We start from the raw sequence: 22,051 nt of genomic DNA, 5'->3' as shown, positions 1-22,051 counted from the left end.
CGCTGACGCTCCCGGGCGGCGCGCTCGGCAGCAGCACTGCGCCGCAGTCCGTCGGCCTTCCCGCGGAAGGAGCCCAGCCGCTCCTCGGCGGTGCGCAGCGCCAGCCGGGTCTCCACCTCGACCGAACGGGCCGTGGCCACCTCGGCGGCTGCGGCCTCGCGCAGGGCGCGGTCGGCATCGTCGTCGTGTCCCACCTCGGACTCGTCGACGGCCCGGCGCAGTCGCTCGTCGACGGCGGTGAGTTCGGCGAGGTTCTCCGCCCGCCCTTCTTCGGCTTTGTCGCGCTGGCGCACCAGGCGGGCCGCCTCCTGCTCGGCGCTGCGGATATCGGCGCCGAGCCGGCCCAGCAACTCATAGGCGGCGCCGACATTGGCATCGGATTCCCCGAGCGCAGCCAGCGCACCCTCGGCGGCCTCGGCGGCCTCGCGCTCGGCGGTCAGGGCCTCGGCGAGAGCGTTCTCACAGCGTTCGGCCTCCCCGCGAGCGCGGGCGAGGTCTTCGGTGGCGGTGTCGATCGCCGACTGCACCTCCAGAGTCGACGGCCGCGCCGAGACCCCGCCCTCGATGACCGCGGCCGAGACCCGGTCACCCTGGCGGGTCACGACCAGCACCCGGTGCTCGGTGGCCAGCCCCATCGCCGCGGCGGCGTCCTCGACCAGCACGATCCGATCGAGCAGCAGGTCGATGGCACCGGCGATAGATTCGGGTGCGGTGACCACATCGCGGGCCCACACCGCCCCGGCAGGCAGTTGCGGCAGGTCGCCGCGCACCTGATCGGCCAGACCTCCCACGATCAGGGCCGCCCGTCCGCCGTCGCCCTCGCGCAGCGCCTCCAGGGCGCTCAGCGCGGCAACCTGGTCGACGGTGGCGATCGCATCGACGGCCGGTCCGAGGGCACCGGCGATCGCGGTCTCGTAACCGGGTTCCACGGTCAGCAGCTCCGACAGGGGCGCCAGCACACCGGCGGTCTGCCGCTCCAGCAGCCAGGCGCCGCCGTCACCGCGTTCCAGACCCAGGCTCAGCGCCTCGATCCGCGCGGTCAGCGAGGCGATCTGCTGTTCGGCCTCGCGCTGTGCGGTGCGCAGGTTCCCGACCTCGTCGGTGGCGGCGGCCAGTGCGGCCACACAACGTTCGTGGTGGGCGTCGAGTCCCTCTTCGTGCCCCTCGAGTTCCCGCATCCGCTCGGCGGCCGCATCCAGTTCACGCTGAGCGACAGCCGCCCGCTCGTGCGCGGCATCGATGGCGTCGGTGAGCCGCTGGGTCTCCCCCTGCACCGAATCGACGCGGCTGCGCAGGGTCGCGGCCTGCCCTTCCAGTCGCGCCAGACCTTCGCGCCGATCGGCGACGGCCTGCACGGCGGCCAGGTGGGCCCGTTCGGCATCGGCGGAGATCTGCTCGGCCGCGGCCAGCGCCGCGGCCGCGTACTCCAGACGTTCGGCGGCCTCCTCGACGGCGGCGGCGTGTTCAGCCTCGGCCAGCGCGGCCTCGTCGGCGCGGCGTTCGAGTTCGTCGGGGTCCGGTCCACTGGCCGCCGTCGTCGCAGTCTGCAGGTGGGCGGCACGTTCGGCGCCGACCCGGCGGGTCCCTTCGACGCGTTCGGTCAACGCCGACAGTGCGTAGAAGACCCGGCCGGCCTCGTCGGCGGCCGGGGCGATGCGCGCCAGTTCGGCCTGGCTGGCCTCCAGCGCTGCGGTCGCCGCGTCCAGTTGCGCGGTCACCTCGTCGGATTGACGGCGGATCTGTTCCTCGACGGCCGAGTGCTCGGCCATCTCGCTGCGCCGGGTCACCAGATCGTCGGCGGCCAGCCGCAGCCGGGCATCGCGCAGCTCAGCCTGGACCCCGGCGGCGCGGCGGGCTACTTCGGCCTGCCGCCCCAGGGGTTTGAGCTGGCGGCGCAGCTCGCCGGTCAGGTCCGTCAACCGGGCCAGATTGGCGCCCATCGACTCGAGCTTGCGGACCGCCTTCTCCTTGCGGCGCCGATGCTTGAGCACCCCGGCGGCCTCCTCGATGAAGGCCCGTCGTTCCTCCGGTCGCGATTCCAGGATCGCCGCGAGCCGCCCCTGGCCCACGATCACGTGCATCTCCCGGCCGATACCCGAATCGGAGAGCAGCTCCTGCACGTCCATCAGGCGGCAGGGCGTGCCGTTGATCTCGTACTCGCCGGCGCCGTCGCGGAACATCCGGCGGGTCACCGAGACCTCGGAGTAGTCGATCGGCAACGCGCCGTCGGAATTGTCGATGGTCAGCGTCACCTCGGCTCGCCCCAGCGGCGCACGGCCGGAGGTGCCGGCGAAGATCACATCGGCCATCTTCCCGCCGCGCAGCGCCTTGGCCCCCTGCTCCCCCATCACCCAGGTCAGCGCGTCGACCACATTGCTCTTACCCGAGCCGTTGGGGCCCACCACCGCGGTGATGCCCGGCTCGAATCGCAGGGTGGTCGCCGACGCGAAGGACTTGAAGCCCTTCAGGGTCAGACTCTTGAGGTGCACGAGGTGTCAGCCTACCGTTCAGTGAATCCAGTCAGGTCGCCGCGCGCCGGGCCGAAATCTTCGACCACCAGGTCCACTCGGCCGGCGGTGCGACCCGAACGCAACTGGGCCAGCAACCGGTCCAGCGACTCTCGTGGCCCCTCGGCGACCACCAGCACCCGGCCGTCGGCAAGGTTCTTCGCGTAGCCGGTCACCCCCAGCTCCAGCGCGCGCGAGCGAGTCCACCAGCGAAAGCCCACACCCTGCACCAGACCGTGCACGTGGGCGGTCAGTCGTTCCATACCCCCATGATCCCAGAGAACCGGCGATCAGTCGGTGACGATCTGCAGGTTCACCTGCGCGCCCGCCTTGACGGTGCGCCCGACCGTGCAGACCCGATCCACGGCCCGCTCCACCACCGTCAGCAGCCGCGCGGCGGCGGCCTCGTCGAGTTCACTCAGATCCACTTCGAGGATCTCGTCGAGAACCGGGTACACCTCGTTCTCCCGATCGGCGGGCCCGCTGACGTGGATCGTGGCGTCGTAGTCGTCGCCGAGGCGACGAGCCAGCGGCACATCGGTGGACATGCCGGTGCACGCGGCCAACGCGATCTTCAGCAACTCACCCGGGGTGAAGACGCCCGGGGTGTCTTCCGAGCCGATCAGCACCTCGGCGCCCCGCGAACTGCGGCCGGTGTACCGGCGACCACCGGTGCGCTGGACCCAGAGATCGGTCGTGGGCGGTGGCGTCGTGGGGAGTTCTGTCATGACGATCAGGATATGGCAGCGGTGCGGCCGCGCTGCGGGCGGCGCTGAGCGCCCCGATAAACTGCTCGCCTGTGAAGCCGTTTCTGCTCCTGAGTATCCGGGCCGACGACGATGCCGCGGACGAGGAGTACTCGGCCTTCGTCCGCTTCGCCGGACTGACGCCCGGCGAGGTGGAGCGGGTCCGGCTCGATCGCGGTCCGCTGGGCCGGGTGGAGGTGACCGATTACGCCGGGATCATCCTCGGCGGCGGACCGTACAACGCCAGCGATCCGATCGAGGAGAAGTCGGCCGACCAGTTGCGGGCCGAGGACGAGCTGGCCGGGCTGATGGAAGAGGTGATCGGCCGGGACACCTGGTTCCTGGGTGCCTGCTACGGCATCGGCGTGGTGGGTACCGCGATCGGCGCCCGCATCGACCGGGAGTTCTCCGAGCCGGTCAGTTCGGTGCCGGTCACCCTGTCCGACGCCGGCCGCGACGACCCGCTCTTCTCCGCGCTGCCCGCCGGGTTCGACGCCTTCGTCGGCCACAAGGAGGCGATCTCCGTGCTGCCCGCATCGGCGACGCTGCTGGCCTCCTCCCCGACCTGTCCGGTCCAGGGCTTCCGCGTCGGCAGCCGCGTCTACGCCACCCAGTTCCATCCTGAACTCGACGTGGCGGGAATCGTCACCCGGATCGGCACCTACCGGCACCACGGCTACTTCGATCCGTCCGAATACGACGATCTGGTCGCGATGGCACGCGCCAGCGCAGTGTGCCATCCCCCGGCGCTGCTCGCCCGTTTCGCCGCACTCGCCCGCGCCTGACCGGCCACTAATCCACGCTGGACCCGGGCTCGTCGGGATCCCGGATCTGATCGGTGAGCCAACCGATGTAGCGAGCCGCGGAGTCGCGGACCACCCGGGCCGCATCAGTCTCGATATGCAGACCGAAGGCCCCGTAGAGCCGGTCGAAGGGCAGCGACTCCACCGCTCCGGCGATCTGCCGCACCAGCCGCTCCGACAGCGGGATCAGGTTCGGATAGCTGCGCATGAAGGAGACGCTCGCCCGATCCCGGCCGACCATCATGGTGTCACCGGTAAGTAGTGCGCCACGTCCGTGCGCCGCATCGGCAAGGTGCAGCACCGCACTTCCGGGAAAGTGCCCGCCGCAGCACACCAGGGTCACGCCGGGTGCCACCTCGGCGCGGCCTTCCCAGAACCGATGCACCGGATCGGGCCGAGTGATCCAGCGACGGTCCAGCGAGTTCTGCCAGACCGGGACGCCCCCGAAGGCATGGCTCAGCGACACACTGGCCCCGACCAGATGCGGGTGGCTCGCCACGATCCCGCTGATTCCGCCGGCCGCCCGCAGGTGGTCGATGAGCGAGGTACCGACGAAACCCGGCGGTTCCCAGAGGATGTTGCCCGCCTCGGTGTGCACCAGGAAGGTGCGCTGCCCGATCCCGACGGGCGGATCCAGGCTGAACTCGGTGAGGCCGGGCTCGACGGAGCGTGCCTGGACTCGGCTGGTCGCCTCCGGCGAGAGAGCGGTCCACTGCTGCCCCGGCTGCGGCACATACTGGCGTTCGTCGTTGCACAGCACGCACGTCGCCGGTGGCACCTCGGTGTCGGGGTATTCGTTGCCGCAGGTGACGCAGAGCCAGATCATCGCGGCCGCTATAGGTTGGAGTCGACTGCCGGAAGGCCGTCGGGCAGCTGCGCCGCCCCCTCGGTCGTTGCCAGGTCCGGGATCCTCGGCTGCGGGTTTAGCCCCAGCGTGTAGGCGCTCATCGAGATCGATCCCGCGGCGTACCCGCCGATGAGCTGGTCGAGCGGTGCGGCGTCGGCGAGCCCGGCGATATAGAGCAACGGCAGAAAGTGGTCGGGGGTGGGAACCGCCTTGCCGAAGTCCGGGTGGGCATCGAGGCGAAGGAGCTCCGTCGGCGCGGACCGCAGCACCTCGCCGGCCGCGTCATCGAAGCGATGCGCCCAATCGAAGCCGGTGTCGGGCCGGCCGACGTCGATCGCCCGCAGATTGTGCACGATGTTGCCGCTGCCGATGATCAGCACGCCCTGGTCGCGCAGTGGCGCCAGCTTGCGACCCAGTTCCATGTGATGGTCGAAATCCTTGAAGGCGTTGAGCGACAGCTGGATGACCGGAATCGAGGCATCCGGGAAGGCATGACGCAGGACCGACCAGGTGCCGTGGTCGATCCCCCAGCTGTCGACGTCCATCCCCACCCAGGTGGGTTTCACCACGTCGGCCACCAACTCGGCGACTTCCGGTGCGCCGGGGGCCGGATATTGCACGTCGAACAGTTCTTGAGGGAAGCCGTAGAAGTCGTGGATGGTGCGGGGCCGCTGCATGGCCGTGACCGCGGTGGCATTGATGTACCAGTGCGCAGAGATCACCAGGATCGCTGTCGGCCGGGGTACCGACTCCCCGAACGCGCGCCAGGCCTCGGTGTACCGATTGCGTTCCACGGCGTTCATCGGGCTGCCGTGTCCGAGGAAGGCTGCCGGCATCGTGGTCATCTGGTTCCTCTCAGCTCGGATGCGTCCTGTCCGTCGACGCTACTCGAGTCTGGACGACGTCATCGGGTCCGACTATGCGGCGACGGGCAGATCGAACGGCTGGCCGGGCACGGGATCGAGATTGTTCAACAGGGGAGCTCCAGACTGCGCCGTCCCGACCAAAGGTGGGCCAGGTCCCGGCTCTCGGTCACCTGCGGGACGGGGAGACAACGCCCTGCCGTCATCGCCCACATCTTGCGGTCCATCGATCCCGGCGCTGACTGGGGCGGAGCGAGTTGCCGCAGTACCGCGGGAATTTCCGACCTCGCACGCACTGACGATCACAGATACCGGCGCACCCCAGGCGTGGGAATCGCTAGATCTCTGGCGACAGTAGCTCCTGTTGTGAAGGTCTCCCCTCATCTCGGCGGGCGTTGGGACTTCGTGCAGAAGAACGAACTTCGGTTTATGGACGCCTCGCGCGCCATCGGCGTGCCGCAGCGCGGACACGGCTCGCCTTCGCACCCGTAGACGTTCAGCGCCCGGTCGAAGCAGCCGGACTTGAGCACCATCTGACATTGATGCGCACGTTTGTCCGAACATGACCGAAAACGCGGACTAGCTAGCGCGTGAACCGTTTGTTGTCAGACGCTCGTGGCAGCATTCCGGCATGGGTATCACGATCCGGGGAACAGACCTCCGCCACTGGGTCATCGGCGAGCTAAGACGGCAATCGACGATGTCGATCCCGGAGTTGATCGCCGCAGCGGAAGCGCAGGGACTCTCGTTCTCCGGCCGCCCGTCCAAGGCAATTTCCGATGCACTGCGCTGGGAGCGCCGGCGCAGCCGCGTCATCCGGACGGGACGCGGCCAGTACACGCTTGGCGTGATCCCACGAACCAGTGGCCAACATATTGATCACAGACTGTCGGCACTGACGGCGGCCGTCGAGCGTCACGCGAAGTGACCATCTGCCCACTCTGAGCGACAACTGCGTCGAGAGCGACGCACTTGTCGCTCAGAGTGGGCAGATCACATTCCTCGCAGGTCGCCTGGGACTGCTGCACGGCTCGCACTCCCGTCCGAGACCAGGCACCACGCAGGGCCGCTGGCAAGCATCAGCGGGTCTTGTCTCGTGCTCTCGGCGCTGGCTGGCACCTCGGACAGGAGTGCGAGCTGCGATTCATGAACTGTTCCCGCACGATCGGCGTCCCGCACCGTGTGCAAGGGAGGCCGGTCCTGCCATATGAACTCAAACTTCTGTCGAAGTAGCCCGATTCGCCGTTGACGTTCACATAGAGCGCGTCGAAGGAGGTACCACCGACGGTGATCGCTTCGTCCATCACGGCGGCGGCGTGGGTCAGCAGCTCATGCAGCTTGGCTTTCGGGATCCCGCGGGTGCGTCGTCGTCCGTGCAGCCCGGCTCGCCACAGCGCCTCATCGGCATAGATGTTCCCGACGCCGGAGACCACCGTCTGGTCCAGCAGCGCTCGTTTGATCTCGGTGTTCTTCTTCCGCAGCACCTCGACGACCGCATCGGGATCGTAGGCCGGGTCGAACGGGTCGGCGGCGATGTGCGCGATCGATTCGGGCAGCAGGTGCGATCCCTGGTCGACGTAGTCGTCCAGGTGCCAGCCGCCGAAGGTGCGCTGGTCGACGAAGCGCAGTTCGTTGCCGTCGTCGAGGGCACTGCGGATCCGCAGGTGGACCGGGTCGTCGGCCCCGGATCGGGCCAGCAGCATCTGTCCACTCATGCCCAGGTGCACCACCACGGCCACCTCGTCGGATCGATCGACGGTATCCAGCCACAGGTACTTGCCGCGCCGAGCGACACCGCGGATCTGCTTGCCGCGCAACCGGTCTCGCAGATCCAGTGCTCCGGGCACATGCCGCCGGACGGCCCGCGGATGCAGGACCTCGACTGCGCCCAGACGCCGGCCGGTCAGGTGTTCGGCCAGCCCCAGGCGAATGGTTTCGACTTCGGGAAGTTCAGGCACCCTGATCCCCGGCGCCGGTCTCCTCGTCGTTCAGCGTCGACCAGGCCAGTGCGGCCGCCTTCTGTTCGGCTTCCTTCTTGGTACGGCCCACCCCTGCGCCCAGCGCTCGGCCGGCGACCACCGCCTCGGCCGTGAACTCTTTATCGTGGTCGGGGCCGGTGGAGGTGATCTGATAGTGCGGGACACCCAGCGAACGCGCCGCGGTCAGCTCCTGCAGGGACGTCTTCCAGTCCAGACCCGCGCCGAGTTCACCGGCACGATCGATCAGCGGCTCGAACAGCCGCAGGATCACCTCTTTGGCCACTGTCATCCCGTGGTCGAGGAACACCGCGCCGAACAGCGACTCCAGACCGTCGGCCAGAATGCTGGCTTTGTCCCGGCCGCCGGTGAGTTCCTCACCGCGGCCCAGATACAGATGCGCGCCCAGTCCGCCCGGGCCGAGTTCTCGGGCCACATCGGCCAGTGCATTCATGTTGACCACCGAGGCACGGATCTTGGCCAGTTCGCCTTCGGGCCGATCCGGAAAACCGGTGTAGAGGCGTTCGGTCACCACCACACCCAGCACCGAGTCGCCCAGGAACTCCAGGCGTTCGTTGGTGGGCAGACCGCCTTTCTCGTAGGCATAGGAGCGGTGGGTCAACGCCAGCGTGAGCTGTTCGTCACTGATCTGTACACCCAGCGCCTCGAGCAGCCCGGCCGGATCGGGCCGCTTCACTCCCCCTGCCCCTCACCGGTACCGAACTTCTCGGCCAGACCCGCCCATCGCGGATCGATGCGCTCGTGGGAATGGCCGGGTTCGGCATCGGCGAGCCGGATACCGCATTCGACGCACAGCCCCGGGCAGTCCGGGGTGCACAGCGGGGTCAGTGGCAGGTCGGTACCGACCGCATCGATGATGACCTGTTCCAGGTCCACCTCGTCATCGATGAGCCGGGCCACATCCTCTTCATCGGTGGTCTGCTCGGTCGCGCTGTCCGGATAGGCGAACAGCTCGGTCAGATACAGCTCGATGCGGTCCGAGATCGGCTCGAGGCACCGTCCACACTGACCTTCGGTGGCAGCCGATGCCGTCCCGGAGACCAGGACGCCCTCGGACACCGACTCCAGGCGCAGGTCTAGATCGACCTGCCCGCCGGCCGGGATACCGATCATCTCCACGCCGACCCGCTCGGGTGCATCGAAGGTCCGCTGGACCTGCATCATCGAACCGGGACGGCGCGGCAGACTCCGCACATCGATCACATAGGGGTCGGCACCGGGGACATTGCTGGGGGAAATCGCGCTCACGCGGGGGATTTTACCCGTCACCCCGCCATCGGCGCCGCCGCGTGGGGGCCGTGCTCGCGACCGGCACTGCGACCGTACTCACCGGCCGCATAGTCCTCGTGGCTGTATTCGACGTAATCGTGCATGGCCGCACCGGTGCGCAGCTGCTGACGGCCGCGGTTCACCGACCGCAGCGTGTTGGTGAGCACATCCTCGAAACCGGCGAGCTTCTCGTCGACGTACACATCGCACTCCCCGCGCAGGCGATCGGATTCGGCGTACGCCGCGTCGACGATGCGTTCGGCTTCGGATTTGGCCGCGGCGACGACCTCGGTCTCCGACACCAGGCGCTGCTGCTCGGCGATACCGTCGGCGACCGACTGCGAGTAGTTGGCGTTTCCGGCCTCCACGGCACGGGCCGCTTCGGCGCGGGCCCGGCCGGTGACGGCCTCGAAGTCGCGCTGGGCGTTATGCGCCAGCCGCTCGGCGTTCTCGGCGGCTTCCTGTTTGACCGAGGTCGCATGCGAGGTGGCCTCGGCGACCATGCGGTCGGCGCGGGCCTTGGCCTCAGCCAGGATCTGATCGGCCTCGTCACGGGCTTCGGTGACCATCGCGGTGGAATCCCGTTCGGCCGTGGTGACCATGGTGTCGGCGCTCTCGCGGGCATCACCGATCAGCGTGTCGCGCTCGTCGAGCACGTCCTGCGCATCGTCGACCTCGATCGGCAGCACATTGCGCAGGTCCTCGATCAGCTCACGCAGAGCCTCTCGCGGAACGACGCAGTTCGCCGACATCGGCACACCCCGCGCCTCCTCGACCATGTGCATCATGTCGTCCAGGACTTCGAAGCAGCGGTACACGGTAAACCCCTATCCGGCGCAGTGAGGTGAGGACTGGCCTGTTGATGTTTCTGAGGCCATTGTGCCGAATGTTGTTTGTGTGACTTGGGAGGCGCGCGGGGCGTGTCGCGCCGAAATACTCAGACCGCGCGCACTCGATCGACACGGTTGTCCAGCGCCTGATGGATCGCCGGCGACAGATACGGCGCGGTGTCCCCGCCGAGCCGGGCGACCTCCTTGATCAGGGAACTCGACACGTGCGCGAACCGCGGGTCGGTCAGCATGAAGAAGGTCTCGGCCCCCGAGAGCTCCCGGTTCATCTGGGCCATCGGCGCCTCGTAGGCGAAGTCGGTCTCCGAGCGCAGTCCCTTGACGATGGTGGTGGCGTCTTCTTCGCGGACCAGATCCACCAGCAGACCGGTCCAGCTGCGCACCGTCACATTCGGCAGGTCTGCGCAGTCGGCCTCGATCATCGCGATCCGCTCGGCGACGGTGAACATGCCGCGCTTGTTCGGGTTCACCACGACCGCCACGATCACCCGCTCGAACCGCGTCGCCGCCTGGGTCACCACGAAGCGATGGCCCAGGGTGAAGGGATCGTAGGAGCCGGGGATCACTGCAGCACTCATGGTCTGCAGACCCTACCGATACGCCGGATCGGGATCCCGTTGCGCCAGGGTGATGGCCGTGTCGCCGTACACCTTCTCGGCCACCGGCGTCACACCGTCCGGCCAGGTGACCGGCTCACTGCGCGAGGCCCGCTCCAGGACGACCCACGCCCCCTCATCGAGGTGCTCGACGAGGGCGACGAGCGCGTCGGCGACCTCCTGTGCCGCCATCTCGTAGGGCGGGTCCAGGAAGACCAGGTCGTACAGCGCGCCCGGTGCGGCCAGGAAGGAGGAGACCGTGCGGTTGACCACCCGCGCCCGGCTCACCATCCCGCAGACGGCGATGTTCTCCCGGGCCACCGCAGCGGCCCGGCGATCGGATTCGACCAGCACCGCGGTGGCGGCCCCGCGAGAGAGGACCTCCAGCCCCAGCGCCCCGGTGCCGGCATACAGATCCAGCACCCGGGTGTCGGTGATGTCCATCCGGGCACCGAGCATCGAGGCGATGGCCTCGCGCACCCGGTCTGAGGTGGGACGGGTGACATCGGCGGGCGCATTCAGCCGGCGCCCGCGGAACTCTCCAGCGATGATTCGAGGCATGGTGCACCCCATCGTAGTGCGTCGGCGTCCGGCCCGATCGCCCGTGCTGTGACCTATCCCACATCCACCCGCTGAGCAGTAACGGACCGGGTGGATTTGGGCGATCTACCCCTTCTCGGGTTGCTTATGATCCTGTTCTCGTTAACGTCGAGAGGGTCATGAGCCCGGAAATACCGAAATCAAGACAGGACCGCGGTAGCCGAATAATTCTTCGGCAGCCGGCGGTCGCCGACGGAATACGGCTCTGGGAGATCGCCCGCGATTCTCAGGTGCTGGATACGAATTCCAGTTATGCCTATGTGCTGTGGTGCCACGACTTCTCGACGACGTCCATCGTCGCCGAGCACGATGGCCGGCCGGTGGGTTTCGTCACCGGTTATCGCAGACCCGACCGGCCCGATGTGCTGATGGTCTGGCAGGTCGCCGTCGACGCGGATCAACGCGGCGGCGGGATCGCCGCAAGCATGCTGACCGGCCTCTTCGAGCGCTGCCGCGCCGAGGGAGTCAGCAGCATGCAGACCACCATCAGCCCCGACAATGTGGCCTCGCAACGCCTGTTCACCGGCGTCGCGAAGTCCCTGGGACTCGACCTGAAAGTCGGGCCCCTGTTCGCCGCCACAGATTTCCCGGACGCGCATCTCCGGGAGGATCTCTACGATTTGGCGGCACCTTCTCAATCTGAATAAGGACAACCGATGACGACCATCGAAACGCAGTTGGACGACACTACTTTCACGACATACGAATCCGAAGTCCGCTCCTATTGCCGCAATTGGCCGGCGATCTTCGATACGGCCCAGGGATCCTGGCTCACCAGCATCGACGGGAAGCAGTACCTGGACTTCTTCGCAGGTGCCGGCGCCCTGAACTACGGGCACAACCACCCCGCGCTCAAGGAAGCCTTGATCGACTACCTCGTGCGCGACGGCATCACCCACGGACTGGACATGTCCACCCGGGCCAAGGGCGAGTTCCTGCAGACTTTCGCCGACCGCATCCTGGCGCCCCGCAACCTGGACTACAAGGTCCAGTTCCCCGGGCCCACCGGTACCAACGCCGTCGAGTCGGCCCTGAAGCTGGCGCGAAAGGTGACCGGTCGTGAATCGATCATCAGTTTCACCAACGCCTTCCACGGGATGACCCTGGGTTCGCTGTCGGTGACCGGTAACGCCACCAAGCGGGCCGGCGCCGGGGTGCCCCTGGTGCACACCACCCCGATGCCCTTCGACAACTACTTCGACGGCGCGGTCGAAGACTTCAGCTGGTTCGAGCGGGTCCTGGACGATCACGGCTCGGGCCTGAATCGCCCGGCCGCGGTGATCGTGGAGACCGTGCAGGGCGAAGGCGGGGTCAATGTGGCCCGCGCCGCGTGGCTGCGCGCGTTGCAGGAACTCTGTGCCGATCGCGAGATCCTGATGATCGTCGACGACGTCCAGATGGGTTGCGGTCGCACCGGCGAGTTCTTCTCGTTCGAGTTCGCCGGGATCACCCCGGACATCGTGACGCTGTCCAAGTCGATCGGCGGCTACGGTCTGCCGCTGGCGCTGACCCTGATGAAGCCGGAACTGGACATCTGGGCGCCGGGCGAGCACAACGGCACCTTCCGCGGTAACAACCCGGCTTTCGTCACCGCCACCGCCGCCCTGAACCAGTTCTGGTCCGACGACCTGCTGACCCGGGACGTCCACCGCAAGGGTGAGATCATCTCCGAGTCCTTCGGACAGCTGTCGGCCGAGTACGAGGCGCTCTCGCATCGCGGCCGCGGAATGGTGCAGGGACTGGTCTTCGACGAGCCCGCCCAGGCCGGCGAGGTCTGCGCCCTGGCCTACGAGGCCGGTCTGCTGGCAGAGACCTCCGGGCCGGAGGATCAGGTGGTCAAGCTGCTGCCGCCGCTGACCATCGACGAGGATGATCTGTCCCACGGACTGACGATCCTGTCCGATGCGGTCGCCACCGTGCAGCCGACCATGCGGGCGGTCGAGAAGTGATCGTTCGCACCACCGACGAGATCACCGGGACCGAGCGGGACGTCGCCGACGGACACTGGCGCTCCAAGCGCATCGTCCTCGGCGGCGACCGGGTGGGCTTCTCGTTTCACGAGACCACCATCGAACCCGGCTCGACCAACCATTTTCACTACGCCAACCATGTCGAAGCGGTGTGGCTGGTCGAGGGCACCGGCACGCTGACCGACCGGGAGACCGGCGTCGAGTACCCGCTCGCGCCGGGCACCATGTATCTGCTCGACGGGCACGAACGCCACACCGTGGCCGTCGACGAGTCCGGTCCCATGCGGATGCTGTGCGTCTTCAACCCGCCGGTGGTCGGCACCGAGGTCCACGACGAGAACGGCGTCTACCCACTGGTGGCCGTTCCGGACTGACACCTCCGGGGCCCACCGGCGCGCCGCGACCCCCGTACGAGCCGTGTAAACAGGAGGTCATGCGCAGTCGTGCCGCCTGGACACCGGGCGAACTCACCGAACCCGACGGGAATCCGGCGGCTCGCATCGTCGAGCTCGCCGGATTCCTGTCCGGGCGGCGCACCCTGGCCCTGACCGGCGCGGGGATGTCCACGCCTTCGGGGATCCCGGACTACCGCAGCCCCGGATCAGCGCCGCGGACGCCGATGACCATTCAGCAGTTCCTGAGTTCGCCGGACTTCCGCCGGCACTACTGGGCACGCAACCACCTGGGCTGGCGGCACATGGATGCCAGCCTTCCCAATCCGGCCCATCACGCCCTGGCCGGACTCGAGCACGACGGCCTGCTCACCGGTGTGCTGACCCAGAACGTGGACATGCTGCACATCAAAGCCGGTTCCCGCCGCGTGCTGGACCTGCACGGCTCCTACGGGCGGGTACTCTGCCTGGACTGCGGACATCGACTGTCCCGGCAGCTGCTCGACGAGGCGCTGGAGGCGGCCAATCCCGGCTTCCGCGAGCGGGTGTCCGGGCGCGGAGCCATCGAGGTGGCCCCGGATGCCGACGCGGTCCTGGCCGACACCGCCTCGTTCGTCACCGTCGGCTGTCCGGCCTGCGGGGGCACCCTCAAACCCGACATCGTCTATTTCGGGGAGACCGTCGCCGCCGACGTCGTCGCCCGGGCCTATGCGATGGTCGACGACGCCGATGCCGTCCTGGTCGTCGGCAGTTCACTGACGGTGATGTCGGGGCTGCGTTTTGTTCGTCACGCCGTCAAACACGGCAAACCGGTCGTGATCCTCAACCGCGGCGCCACCCGCGGCGACGAATTCGCCGCGGTGAAGATCGACGGCCGGTGTGAGCAGATCCTGCCCGCGGTGCGCCGGCAGCGGCCCGCCTCGGCGGGCTCGCCACCGGCCGGCCGGTCTCACTCGGGCATCGTGTAGGCACCGTCGAGCGCCTGCACCTGCTGCCAGACCCGGTCGAAGACCCCCGCATCGGCGACCGGGCGCGCGATCGCCCCCAACGCCCACTGCTGCTGCTCTTGGGTGGCCGACGGTTTCCCGTGCAGCGCGACCGCATAGCGTGAGAAATCACGGATCTGGAAGTCGAAGATGCGGTCGAGCAGGTCGTCGGCGAGTCCGATCAGGGCGGCCTGCTCCAGGATCAGCTGGCCGTAGACGATCAGGCTGAACAGATGTCCGATGTCCAGGACGAAGTCCAGATCCTTCTGCTGCTCTCGGCTCGGGGGTGCGGTGGTCAGCAGTGTCTGCAGTGCGGTGGCCTGCTGGAAGAAGACCGCGACGTTCGGGACATCGAGCCGCGCTCGGTAGGGTGCGGTCCAGTCGCCGAAACGGACCTTGCCGGCTCCGCCGACCGGGCCCTGGTCGAAGAAGAAGGCGTCGTCGGCGGCCTCGCGGCGCCGCCTCACCGGCGGGTGATCGACCGGGTCGAACAGATAGTTCGGCATGAACTTGAGCATCTGGGCGACGTTGACATGCACGGTCCCCTCCAGCCGCGGCAGCCAGCCGATGAAGCGATTGGCCTGGTGGAAGTAGGTGGTCTTCTCGTATCCCTTGGCCGCCACCACATCGAGCAGCAGCGTCATCACCGTCTCGCCTTCGGAGGTGACCTTGGATTTGGTGACCGGGTTGAACAGCAGGTAGCGGCGATCGTCCCGGCTCGCGCTGCGGAAATAGTCCACGGCCCGGTCGCTGAACAGCTTCATGGCGCTGAGCCGGGCGTAGGCGTCGACGAAATTACCCTGCACGTGGGAGAAGTCGGTGACGCGGTGCCCGTAGAGGATGCGGTTGTGCGAATGGGCGATCGCCTCGTAGAGCGAATGTTCACACATGCCGACCGAGCCGTGGCAGAGGTTGAACTTGCCGACGTTGACGGTGTTCAGCGCTGCGGCGAAGGCTGCCGGGCCCGTGTGCAGGATGTCGTCGGGGCCCACCGGATAGTCCTGCAGTTCGAAGGTGGAGACGTACATCTGGCCGTGCACCACATTGTCGATCAGCCGGTAGCCGGGGTGCCGGCTGTCGGCGGTGAAGAAGACATAGCCGTCGGCGCCGTCGACGTCGGCGCGGCGGCCGAAGACCGAGACCATCCCGGCGACGTTGCCGTTGCCGATGTAGTACTTGGTGCCCGAGGCGGTGAAGCCGCCGTCGGGGGCCGGGGTCAGGATCATATCGGTGCTGTAGACATCGGCGCCGTGTGCGCGTTCGGACAACCCGAAGGCCATCACCTGCCCGTCGAGCAGCTGCTGGGCGGCCGCGGTCTTGGCGGCCTGGTTGTCTGACATCCAGATCGGTCCGAGCCCCAGAATGGTCACCTGTTCGGCGTACCAGTAGCTCAGCCCGTAGAAGCCGAGGATCTCGCTGAGCGCCGAGTTGCGTGCCGCGTCCCAGCGGCGGTCGGGATCGCCGGCGGCGCAGGCGGCCGGGGTCAGGAAGGTGGCGAACAGCTTCTCGCGCTGCTGGAACTCGAGGAAATCGCTGATCCACTCGGCGTCGCGATCGGCTTGCAACAGCCGCTGTTTGCCTTGGCTTTCGAAGAACTCGATCGTCGCCCGCAACAGCCGGCGGGTCTGGGGATCGAACTCGGCGTAGTCGGCGGTGGACGGATTCAGCAGCAGACCGGACATGCGCTCATGCTACCTGCCGGTCGGGCCCCGTCGTGCTACGTGCGCACCAGGTCGTCGGCGTGGATCACCGGACGGCGGAAGTCGGATGGCAGGTCGGCGCTGGAGCTGCCCAGAACGGCCGCGATGTCGTCGGCGTCGTAGGAGGAGACCCCGCGGGCGCAGACTTCACCGTCGGGACCGGCCAGCTCCACCACATCACCGCTGGAGAAACCGCCGCTGACGGCGGTGATCCCCGGCAGCAGCAGCGACCGGCGGCGACCCACCACCGCCTGGACGGCGCCGGCATCGATGGTCACCCGGCCGTGGGTTTCGGCGGCGTGGCGCACCCAGAACCGGCGCGCGGACAGCCGCTGGGGACGAGCGGCGAACACGGTGCCCACGGACGCATCGGTCAGGGCCCGGCCGGCCTCGGCGGCCGCCGCCAGCAGAACCGGCACCCCCGAGTCGGCCGCCAGCCGCGCCGCGGACAGCTTCGAGGCCATTCCCCCGGTGCCCAGGTCGCCGCCGGTACCGGCGATCACCCCGTCCAGGTCCTCGGGACCGGCGACCTCGCGGATCATCCGGGCCGGCTGCCCGTCGGGTCCGGGTTTGCGGGGATCGCCGGTATACAGTCCGTCGACGTCCGACAGCAGCACCAGGGCATCGGCCCCGGTCAGATGCGCCACCAGCGCGCCGAGCCGGTCGTTGTCGCCGAACCTGAGTTCGTTGGTGGCCACGGTGTCGTTCTCATTGACCACGGCCACCGCGTGCAGGCTGCGCAACCGGTCCAGGGTGCGCTGGGCGTTGGCGTGGTGGGCCCGGTTGGACACGTCGTCGGCGGTCAGCAGCACCTGGCCGACGGTCCGGTCGTACCGTGCGAACGAGGCGTCCCAGGCCTGCGCCAGCTTCAACTGCCCGACACTGGCCGCGGCCTGTTTGGTCGCCAGGTCGGTCGGGCGCTTCTTGAGCCCCAGCGGCGCGATCCCGGCGCCGACCGCCCCGGAGGACACCACGATCACATCGCTGCCGGCGCGCATCCGCGCTTCGAGGGCATCGACCAGCACATCCAAGCGGTCCAGGGCGATCCCGGTGTTCAGATCGGTGACCGCCGACGAGCCGATCTTCACCACGATCGTGCGGGCCTGCGCGATCGCGGTCCGCACCGTCGAATCAGTCATCGTCGGACCATCCGAGGGACTGCCCGTCCTGCTCGTCGAGGCGCTGCCGGCGCAGTTTGCGGGCGGCCTTGCGCTCGGCCGCGCCCACCCGCTCGTTGCGTTCGAGGCGGACATCGGTACCGCGGCCGGTCAGGGGCACCTCGTCGGCCATCGGCACGGCCGGTTCCCAATCGAAGGTGACCCCCGCGATCGTCACGGCGGCTCCCGGCTCGGCGCCCCGCTTGACCAGCGCGTCCTCGACACCGAGCCGGTTGAGTCGATCGGCCAGGTAGCCCACGGCCTCGTCGTTGTCGAACTGGGTCTGCCGGATCCAGCGTTCGGGCCGCTGGCCGCGCACGATGTACCCGCCCGGGATATCGGGATCGTCGACGATGGTGAATTCGCTGCGGTCGACCGCCTTGGGCCGGATCACCGGACGCCGGGCGACCGGCTTCTCCTGTTCGGCACGATAGGTGTCGACCAGCTCGGCCAGCCCGTATTTCAGTTCGGCCAGGCCCTTGTGCGCCACGGCCGAGACCCGGAACACCGGCCAGCCGCGCTCGGCGATCTCGCCTTCGACCAGATCGGCCAGTTCATCGGCTTCGGGGATGTCGACCTTGTTGAGCACCACCACCCGCGGCCGGGCCGCCAGGTCGCCGAGCAACTGGTCCTGCGCGAGCACCGGCTGGTAGGCGGCCAGTTCGGCCTCGAGGGCATCGATGTCCGAGATCGGGTCGCGGCCGGGCTCCAGCGTGGCGCAGTCGACGACGTGCGCCAGTACGGCGCACCGCTCCAGATGCCGCAGAAAGTCCAGACCCAGACCCCGGCCCTGCGAGGCGCCCGGGATCAGTCCGGGGACATCGGCGATGGTGAAGGTGTCGTCGCCGGCGGTGACCACCCCCAGGTTCGGCGCCAGGGTGGTGAACGGATAGTCGGCGATCTTGGGTTTGGCGGCCGACAGGACCGACACCAGCGATGATTTACCGGCCGAGGGGAACCCGACCAGACCCACATCGGCCACGGACTTGAGTTCGAGGAGCAGCTGGCGTTCTTCACCGGGTTCGCCGAGCAGAGCGAAGCCGGGCGCCTTGCGGGCCCGCGAGGCCAGGGCGGCGTTGCCCAGTCCGCCGCGGCCGCCCTGGGCGGCGACGAACTCGGTGCCCTCCCCCACCAGGTCGGCCAGCAGCTGCCCGTCGGTGTCGAGAACGACGGTGCCGTCGGGCACCTTCAGTACCAGCGAGTCACCGTTGGCGCCGTTCCGGTTGCCGCCCTCCCCGGGCCTGCCGTTACCGGCCTTGGCGCGCGGACGGAAGTGGAAGTCCAGCAGCGTGTGGACCTGCGGATCGACCACGAGCGTCACATCGCCGCCGTTGCCGCCGTTGCCGCCGTCGGGTCCGCCCAGCGGCTTGAACTTTTCGCGGTGAACCGAGGAACAGCCGTGTCCGCCGTTACCGGCCACCGCATCGATGGTGACCCGATCGATGAATCTGGACATACCGACCTCCTAGGTCTGCGCTGCGAACATGCGCGAGAGATGCGACAGGGCGGCCAGGGATTCGTATGAACCCTGCCCGCCCTGTCGGCTATGAACTGTGTACCTCGTCGAGGGTCAGACCGAAGCCGATTCCGCGACGATGTTGACGGTCCGGCGACCGCGCTTGACGCCGAACTCGACGGCACCGGCCTGCAGAGCGAACAGCGTGTCGTCGCCACCGCGACCGACGCCGACGCCCGGGTGGAACTTGGTGCCGCGCTGGCGGACCAGGATCTCACCGGCGCTGACGACCTGGCCGCCGAAACGCTTCACACCCAGTCGCTGGGCATTGGAATCGCGACCGTTGCGTGTGCTGGATGCACCCTTCTTAGTTGCCATTGTTCGTGCCTCCTGATGCTTACTTGATTCCGGTGACCTTCAGGACCGTCAGACGCTGACGGTGACCCTGGCGCTTGTGGTAGCCGGTCTTGTTCTTGAACTTGTGGATCCGGATCTTCGGGCCCTTGACGTGTTCGACGACCTGCGCCGTGGCCGAGATCTTGGCCAGCGCATCGGCGTCGGTGGTCAGGTTTGCGCCGTCGACGACGAGCGCCACCGGCAGGTCCACCGAGCCGCCGGGCTCGACGTCGATCTTCTCGACCTTCACAATGTCGCCCTCAGCGACCTTGTACTGCTTACCGCCGGTCTTGACGATGGCGTACGTTGCCATTCCCGCTGTCCTCTTAACTCGCTCATCGGGCCGCGGCACAGAGGTCTCTGCGCCCGGCGTACATCGGTGTTCTTACGTCCCCGAACCCATCCGGAGATCCTTCTGCAGTCACGCACACCAGCGCGCCGCTCTACAGAAGGCGACCTGCCAAGGTTACGGCAGGCCGACGTGGCCGGTCAAACCAGCCACGCCCGTGATCACGTGGGATCCGCGTCACTGTCGGCGGCCTGCCCGCCGGTGCCCGCGGTCTGGCCGGTGTCGCCGGTCGCCGGCGCTCCGGCCGCCCGCCTGCCACCGCGCCGACGACGCGGGGTCCGCGTCACCTCGACCACCGGTTCGGTGGTCTGCGCGGCCACGGTGGTGGTCGGCTCCGCAGGAGTCACCACGATCGGTTCGGCCGGCGCGGTCGGTGCCGCCGCACGGCGCGCGGCACGACGACGTCGAGTGACCACCGGCGCCGCCGGTTCAGCCGGTTCCGCGGCCACCTCCGGTCGGCCCGACCCGTCCTGCTGTGCAGCGACGGCCTCGGTCACCTCGGCGGTGACGACCTCGGTGGCAGCCGCCGGTGTGTCGGCCGTGGCGGGCTGCTCGGCAGCGTCCTCGTCGGTGTGCGCCATCGCCTTGAACAGGGGATGTTCGGCCGCCGGCTTGTTCGGCTTGGTCTCGGGGGCCGGTGCCGCGGGTGTCTCGGTCTTGTCGCTGCGGCCGCGCTTGCGCCGCGAACGCTTGGATCCGCCCGATTCGCCGCGGCCGTCGTCGCCCGAGGAGACCTCGACCGGGCTGGCGTGCACGATCAGGCCCCGCCCCTGGCAGCAGGTGCACGTGGTCGAGAAGGCCTCCAGCAGGCCGGTGCCCAGCCGCTTGCGCGTCATCTGCACCAGTCCCAGCGAGGTCACCTCGGAGACCTGGTGGCGGGTGCGATCACGGGCCAGTGCCTCGGTCAGTCGCCGCAGAACCAGGTCACGATTGGATTCGAGGACCATGTCGATGAAGTCGACGACGATCATGCCGCCGATATCGCGCAGCCGCATCTGGCGCACGATCTCCTCGGCGGCCTCGAGGTTGTTGCGGGTGACGGTCTCTTCCAGATTGCCGCCGGACCCGGTGAACTTCCCGGTGTTGACGTCGACCACCGTCATCGCTTCGGTGTGCTCGATGATCAGGGTGCCGCCCGAGGGCAGCCAGACCTTACGGTCGAGCGCCTTGGTCAGCTGTTCGTCGATGCGGTGGACCCCGAAGGAATCGGCCGACTCGGGCGTCTCCTTCTGGAACCGGACGACCCGGGCCGACAGATCCGGCGCCACGCTTTCCACATAGCCGGAGATCAGGTTCCAGGCCGCCTCGCCTTCGACGACCAGCTTTGTGAAGTCCTCGTTGAACAGGTCCCGGACGACGCGGACCAGCAGGTCGGGCTCTTCGTACAGTGCCCGGGTGGTCCCCGACGCCTTCTTCATGTGTTCCTCAGCGGCGGCCTCGATGCCCTTCCACTGTGCCTCGAGCCGCGCGATATCGGCGCCGAGCTCATCGGCGCTGACCCCCTCGGAAGCGGTCCGCACGATCACGCCGGCCTCGGCCGGGACCAGTTTGGCCAGAATCGACTTGAGCCGCTTGCGTTCGGTGTCGGGCAGTTTGCGGCTGATGCCCGTCGAGGTGCCACCGGGCACGTACACCAGGTAACGCCCGGCCAGCGAGATCTGGGTGGTCAGGCGGGCACCCTTGTGGCCCACCGGATCCTTGGAGACCTGCACCAGCACCGAATCACCGGGTTTGAGCGCCTGTTCGATCTTGCGGGCTCCGCCGTCCAGACCGGCGGCCTCCCAGTTGACCTCGCCGGCGTAGAGCACACCGTTGCGGCCGCGGCCGATGTCGACGAAGGCCGCCTCCATCCCGGGCAGCACGTTCTGCACGCGTCCCAGGTAGATGTTGCCGACCATCGACTGGCTGGTCTCGGTGGTGACGAAGTGCTCGACCAGCACACCGTCCTCCAGAACGGCGACCTGGGTGTAGTCCTCGGTCGGTGCCTGCTGGCCGGCCGCGGCCGGGTCGACCCGGCGTTCGCGCACCACCATCATCCGTTCGACGGCCTCGCGGCGGGCCAGGAACTCCGACTCGGTGAGAATCGGCGGACGACGACGGCCGGCATCGCGGCCGTCGCGGCGGCGCTGCCGTTTGGCTTCCAAGCGTGTCGAACCGGAGATGCCCTGCACCTCGTCGCGCTGGCGGCGGGCCCGCGGCTCTCGCTCGTGCACCACGGTGTTGGGCGGATCGTCGGCGGCGGCACCCTCATCGCTGTCCGAGCCCGTGCGCCGGCGACGACGGCGACGACGGCGCTTGCTGGTCGGGGTCGTCGAATCGTCGGTGTCCCCGTTGTCCTCGTCGTCACCGGAGTCGGCGTCATCACCGGTCTGCTCGGCGCCGTCACCGGCCCCGGCGGACGTGTCCTGATCGTCGGAGGTGGCGTCGCCGTCCTCGGTCTTCTCACCGTCCGGAGCGGCACCATCGGTATCGGTCGCCGATGCGCCCTCGGTCTTGGCCTCGCCGGTTCCGTCCTCGGCCGCCTCGTCGCGGTCGGTGCCGTCCTGATCGGCGGCGTCGCCGCGCCCGC

General features: G+C 68.4%; 24 protein-coding genes. 6 read left to right on the top strand and 18 right to left on the bottom strand.

What is annotated here, in order from left to right; genetic code table 11:
- The 3 genes from smc to GOHSU_RS15140 form a co-directional block, all read right to left on the bottom strand.
- Window positions 1–2,489, bottom strand: a 2,489-nt coding sequence (gene smc, locus GOHSU_RS15150; RefSeq protein WP_005943628.1) for a chromosome segregation protein SMC, incomplete at its 3' end; no start/stop codon positions are given.
- 11 nt (window positions 2,490–2,500) lie between these two features.
- On the bottom strand, window positions 2,501–2,770 hold the full coding sequence (locus GOHSU_RS15145; RefSeq protein WP_005943627.1) for an acylphosphatase: 270 nt from the start codon (window positions 2,768–2,770) through the stop codon (window positions 2,501–2,503).
- Between the two features lie 27 nt (window positions 2,771–2,797).
- Window positions 2,798–3,235 carry an OsmC family protein gene (locus GOHSU_RS15140; RefSeq protein WP_005943626.1) on the bottom strand — a complete coding sequence of 146 codons (438 nt, stop codon included), beginning with the start codon at window positions 3,233–3,235 and terminating at the stop codon, window positions 2,798–2,800.
- Window positions 3,236–3,306: 71 nt separating this feature from the next.
- On the opposite strand from GOHSU_RS15140, the gene GOHSU_RS15135 reads away from it, so the two are divergent.
- Window positions 3,307–4,038 carry a glutamine amidotransferase gene (locus GOHSU_RS15135; RefSeq protein WP_005943624.1) on the top strand — a complete coding sequence of 244 codons (732 nt, stop codon included), beginning with the start codon at window positions 3,307–3,309 and terminating at the stop codon, window positions 4,036–4,038.
- A gap of 7 nt (window positions 4,039–4,045) precedes the next feature.
- Here GOHSU_RS15135 and GOHSU_RS15130 read toward each other — a convergent pair whose 3' ends face one another.
- From GOHSU_RS15130 to GOHSU_RS16665, 3 genes are all read right to left on the bottom strand, one after another.
- A complete protein-coding gene (locus GOHSU_RS15130) occupies window positions 4,046–4,882 on the bottom strand; it encodes an MBL fold metallo-hydrolase (RefSeq protein ID WP_005943622.1) in 837 nt (278 codons plus the stop codon).
- Window positions 4,883–4,890: 8 nt separating this feature from the next.
- A complete protein-coding gene (ygiD, locus tag GOHSU_RS15125) occupies window positions 4,891–5,739 on the bottom strand; it encodes a 4,5-DOPA-extradiol-dioxygenase (RefSeq protein WP_487042769.1) in 849 nt (282 codons plus the stop codon).
- Between the two features lie 407 nt (window positions 5,740–6,146).
- Window positions 6,147–6,299 carry a zinc finger domain-containing protein gene (locus GOHSU_RS16665; RefSeq protein ID WP_081597814.1) on the bottom strand — a complete coding sequence of 51 codons (153 nt, stop codon included), beginning with the start codon at window positions 6,297–6,299 and terminating at the stop codon, window positions 6,147–6,149.
- 98 nt (window positions 6,300–6,397) lie between these two features.
- Between GOHSU_RS16665 and GOHSU_RS15120 the strand changes: the two genes are divergently transcribed.
- Window positions 6,398–6,694 carry a hypothetical protein gene (locus tag GOHSU_RS15120; RefSeq protein WP_005943618.1) on the top strand — a complete coding sequence of 99 codons (297 nt, stop codon included), beginning with the start codon at window positions 6,398–6,400 and terminating at the stop codon, window positions 6,692–6,694.
- Between the two features lie 151 nt (window positions 6,695–6,845).
- Here the strand turns inward: GOHSU_RS15120 and mutM are convergent, their stop codons facing one another.
- The 6 genes from mutM to rsmD all read right to left on the bottom strand — a co-directional run bounded on the left by mutM (window position 6,846) and on the right by rsmD (window position 11,037).
- Entirely contained in the window at window positions 6,846–7,724 is an 879-nt protein-coding gene (gene mutM, locus GOHSU_RS15115; RefSeq protein WP_005943615.1) for a bifunctional DNA-formamidopyrimidine glycosylase/DNA-(apurinic or apyrimidinic site) lyase, read from the bottom strand.
- Window positions 7,717–8,439: a ribonuclease III gene (rnc, locus tag GOHSU_RS15110; protein ID WP_005943613.1), complete on the bottom strand. Its 723-nt coding sequence runs from the start codon at window positions 8,437–8,439 to the stop codon at window positions 7,717–7,719. The genes mutM and rnc overlap by 8 nt, the downstream gene beginning before the upstream one ends.
- Entirely contained in the window at window positions 8,436–9,032 is a 597-nt protein-coding gene (locus GOHSU_RS15105) for a YceD family protein (RefSeq protein ID WP_005943610.1), read from the bottom strand. Before GOHSU_RS15105 ends, rnc begins: the two co-directional genes overlap by 4 nt.
- Window positions 9,029–9,850, bottom strand: coding sequence for a F0F1 ATP synthase subunit B (locus GOHSU_RS15100; protein ID WP_005943607.1), 822 nt, complete (start codon window positions 9,848–9,850; stop codon window positions 9,029–9,031). Before GOHSU_RS15100 ends, GOHSU_RS15105 begins: the two co-directional genes overlap by 4 nt.
- A 119-nt stretch (window positions 9,851–9,969) precedes the next feature.
- A complete protein-coding gene (gene coaD, locus GOHSU_RS15095; RefSeq protein ID WP_005943605.1) occupies window positions 9,970–10,458 on the bottom strand; it encodes a pantetheine-phosphate adenylyltransferase in 489 nt (162 codons plus the stop codon).
- A gap of 12 nt (window positions 10,459–10,470) precedes the next feature.
- Window positions 10,471–11,037: a 16S rRNA (guanine(966)-N(2))-methyltransferase RsmD gene (rsmD, locus tag GOHSU_RS15090; RefSeq protein WP_005943603.1), complete on the bottom strand. Its 567-nt coding sequence runs from the start codon at window positions 11,035–11,037 to the stop codon at window positions 10,471–10,473.
- 158 nt (window positions 11,038–11,195) lie between these two features.
- On the opposite strand from rsmD, the gene ectA reads away from it, so the two are divergent.
- From ectA to GOHSU_RS15070, 4 genes are read left to right on the top strand one after another with little or no spacing between them, the layout of a single operon-like run.
- A complete protein-coding gene (gene ectA, locus GOHSU_RS15085) occupies window positions 11,196–11,723 on the top strand; it encodes a diaminobutyrate acetyltransferase (RefSeq protein WP_005943602.1) in 528 nt (175 codons plus the stop codon).
- A gap of 9 nt (window positions 11,724–11,732) precedes the next feature.
- A complete protein-coding gene (ectB, locus tag GOHSU_RS15080) occupies window positions 11,733–13,025 on the top strand; it encodes a diaminobutyrate--2-oxoglutarate transaminase (protein ID WP_005943600.1) in 1,293 nt (430 codons plus the stop codon).
- Complete coding sequence (locus tag GOHSU_RS15075; protein WP_005943599.1) at window positions 13,022–13,420, top strand: ectoine synthase; 399 nt, start codon at window positions 13,022–13,024, stop codon at window positions 13,418–13,420. The genes ectB and GOHSU_RS15075 overlap by 4 nt, the downstream gene beginning before the upstream one ends.
- Before the next feature lie 59 nt (window positions 13,421–13,479).
- The gene (locus tag GOHSU_RS15070) at window positions 13,480–14,406 is read left to right on the top strand and encodes a Sir2 family NAD-dependent protein deacetylase (RefSeq protein ID WP_005943597.1); all 927 of its coding nucleotides are present in this window, start codon (window positions 13,480–13,482) and stop codon (window positions 14,404–14,406) included.
- Here GOHSU_RS15070 and GOHSU_RS15065 read toward each other — a convergent pair.
- The 6 genes from GOHSU_RS15065 to GOHSU_RS15040 form a co-directional block, all read right to left on the bottom strand.
- Window positions 14,388–16,106, bottom strand: a complete 1,719-nt coding sequence (locus tag GOHSU_RS15065; RefSeq protein ID WP_005943595.1) for an acyl-CoA dehydrogenase family protein — start codon at window positions 16,104–16,106, stop codon at window positions 14,388–14,390. The two genes, GOHSU_RS15070 and GOHSU_RS15065, sit on opposite strands and share 19 nt — an antisense overlap.
- A 35-nt stretch (window positions 16,107–16,141) precedes the next feature.
- Window positions 16,142–17,263 carry a glutamate 5-kinase gene (gene proB / locus GOHSU_RS15060; protein ID WP_005943593.1) on the bottom strand — a complete coding sequence of 374 codons (1,122 nt, stop codon included), beginning with the start codon at window positions 17,261–17,263 and terminating at the stop codon, window positions 16,142–16,144.
- Entirely contained in the window at window positions 17,256–18,737 is a 1,482-nt protein-coding gene (gene obgE / locus GOHSU_RS15055; RefSeq protein ID WP_005943591.1) for a GTPase ObgE, read from the bottom strand. The genes proB and obgE overlap by 8 nt, the downstream gene beginning before the upstream one ends.
- 114 nt (window positions 18,738–18,851) lie before the next feature.
- Complete coding sequence (gene rpmA / locus GOHSU_RS15050) at window positions 18,852–19,115, bottom strand: 50S ribosomal protein L27 (RefSeq protein ID WP_005943589.1); 264 nt, start codon at window positions 19,113–19,115, stop codon at window positions 18,852–18,854.
- Window positions 19,116–19,134: 19 nt separating this feature from the next.
- Window positions 19,135–19,446: a 50S ribosomal protein L21 gene (gene rplU / locus GOHSU_RS15045; protein WP_005943587.1), complete on the bottom strand. Its 312-nt coding sequence runs from the start codon at window positions 19,444–19,446 to the stop codon at window positions 19,135–19,137.
- 197 nt (window positions 19,447–19,643) lie between these two features.
- Window positions 19,644–22,051: Rne/Rng family ribonuclease (locus GOHSU_RS15040; RefSeq protein ID WP_005943584.1), on the bottom strand; the 2,408-nt coding region annotated here is incomplete at its 5' end.

The sequence above is a fragment of the Gordonia hirsuta DSM 44140 = NBRC 16056 genome (assembly GCF_000333015.1).
Classification (GTDB): Bacteria; Actinomycetota; Actinomycetes; order Mycobacteriales; family Mycobacteriaceae; genus Gordonia; species Gordonia hirsuta.
This window is presented reverse-complemented; position numbering and strand designations above follow the sequence as displayed.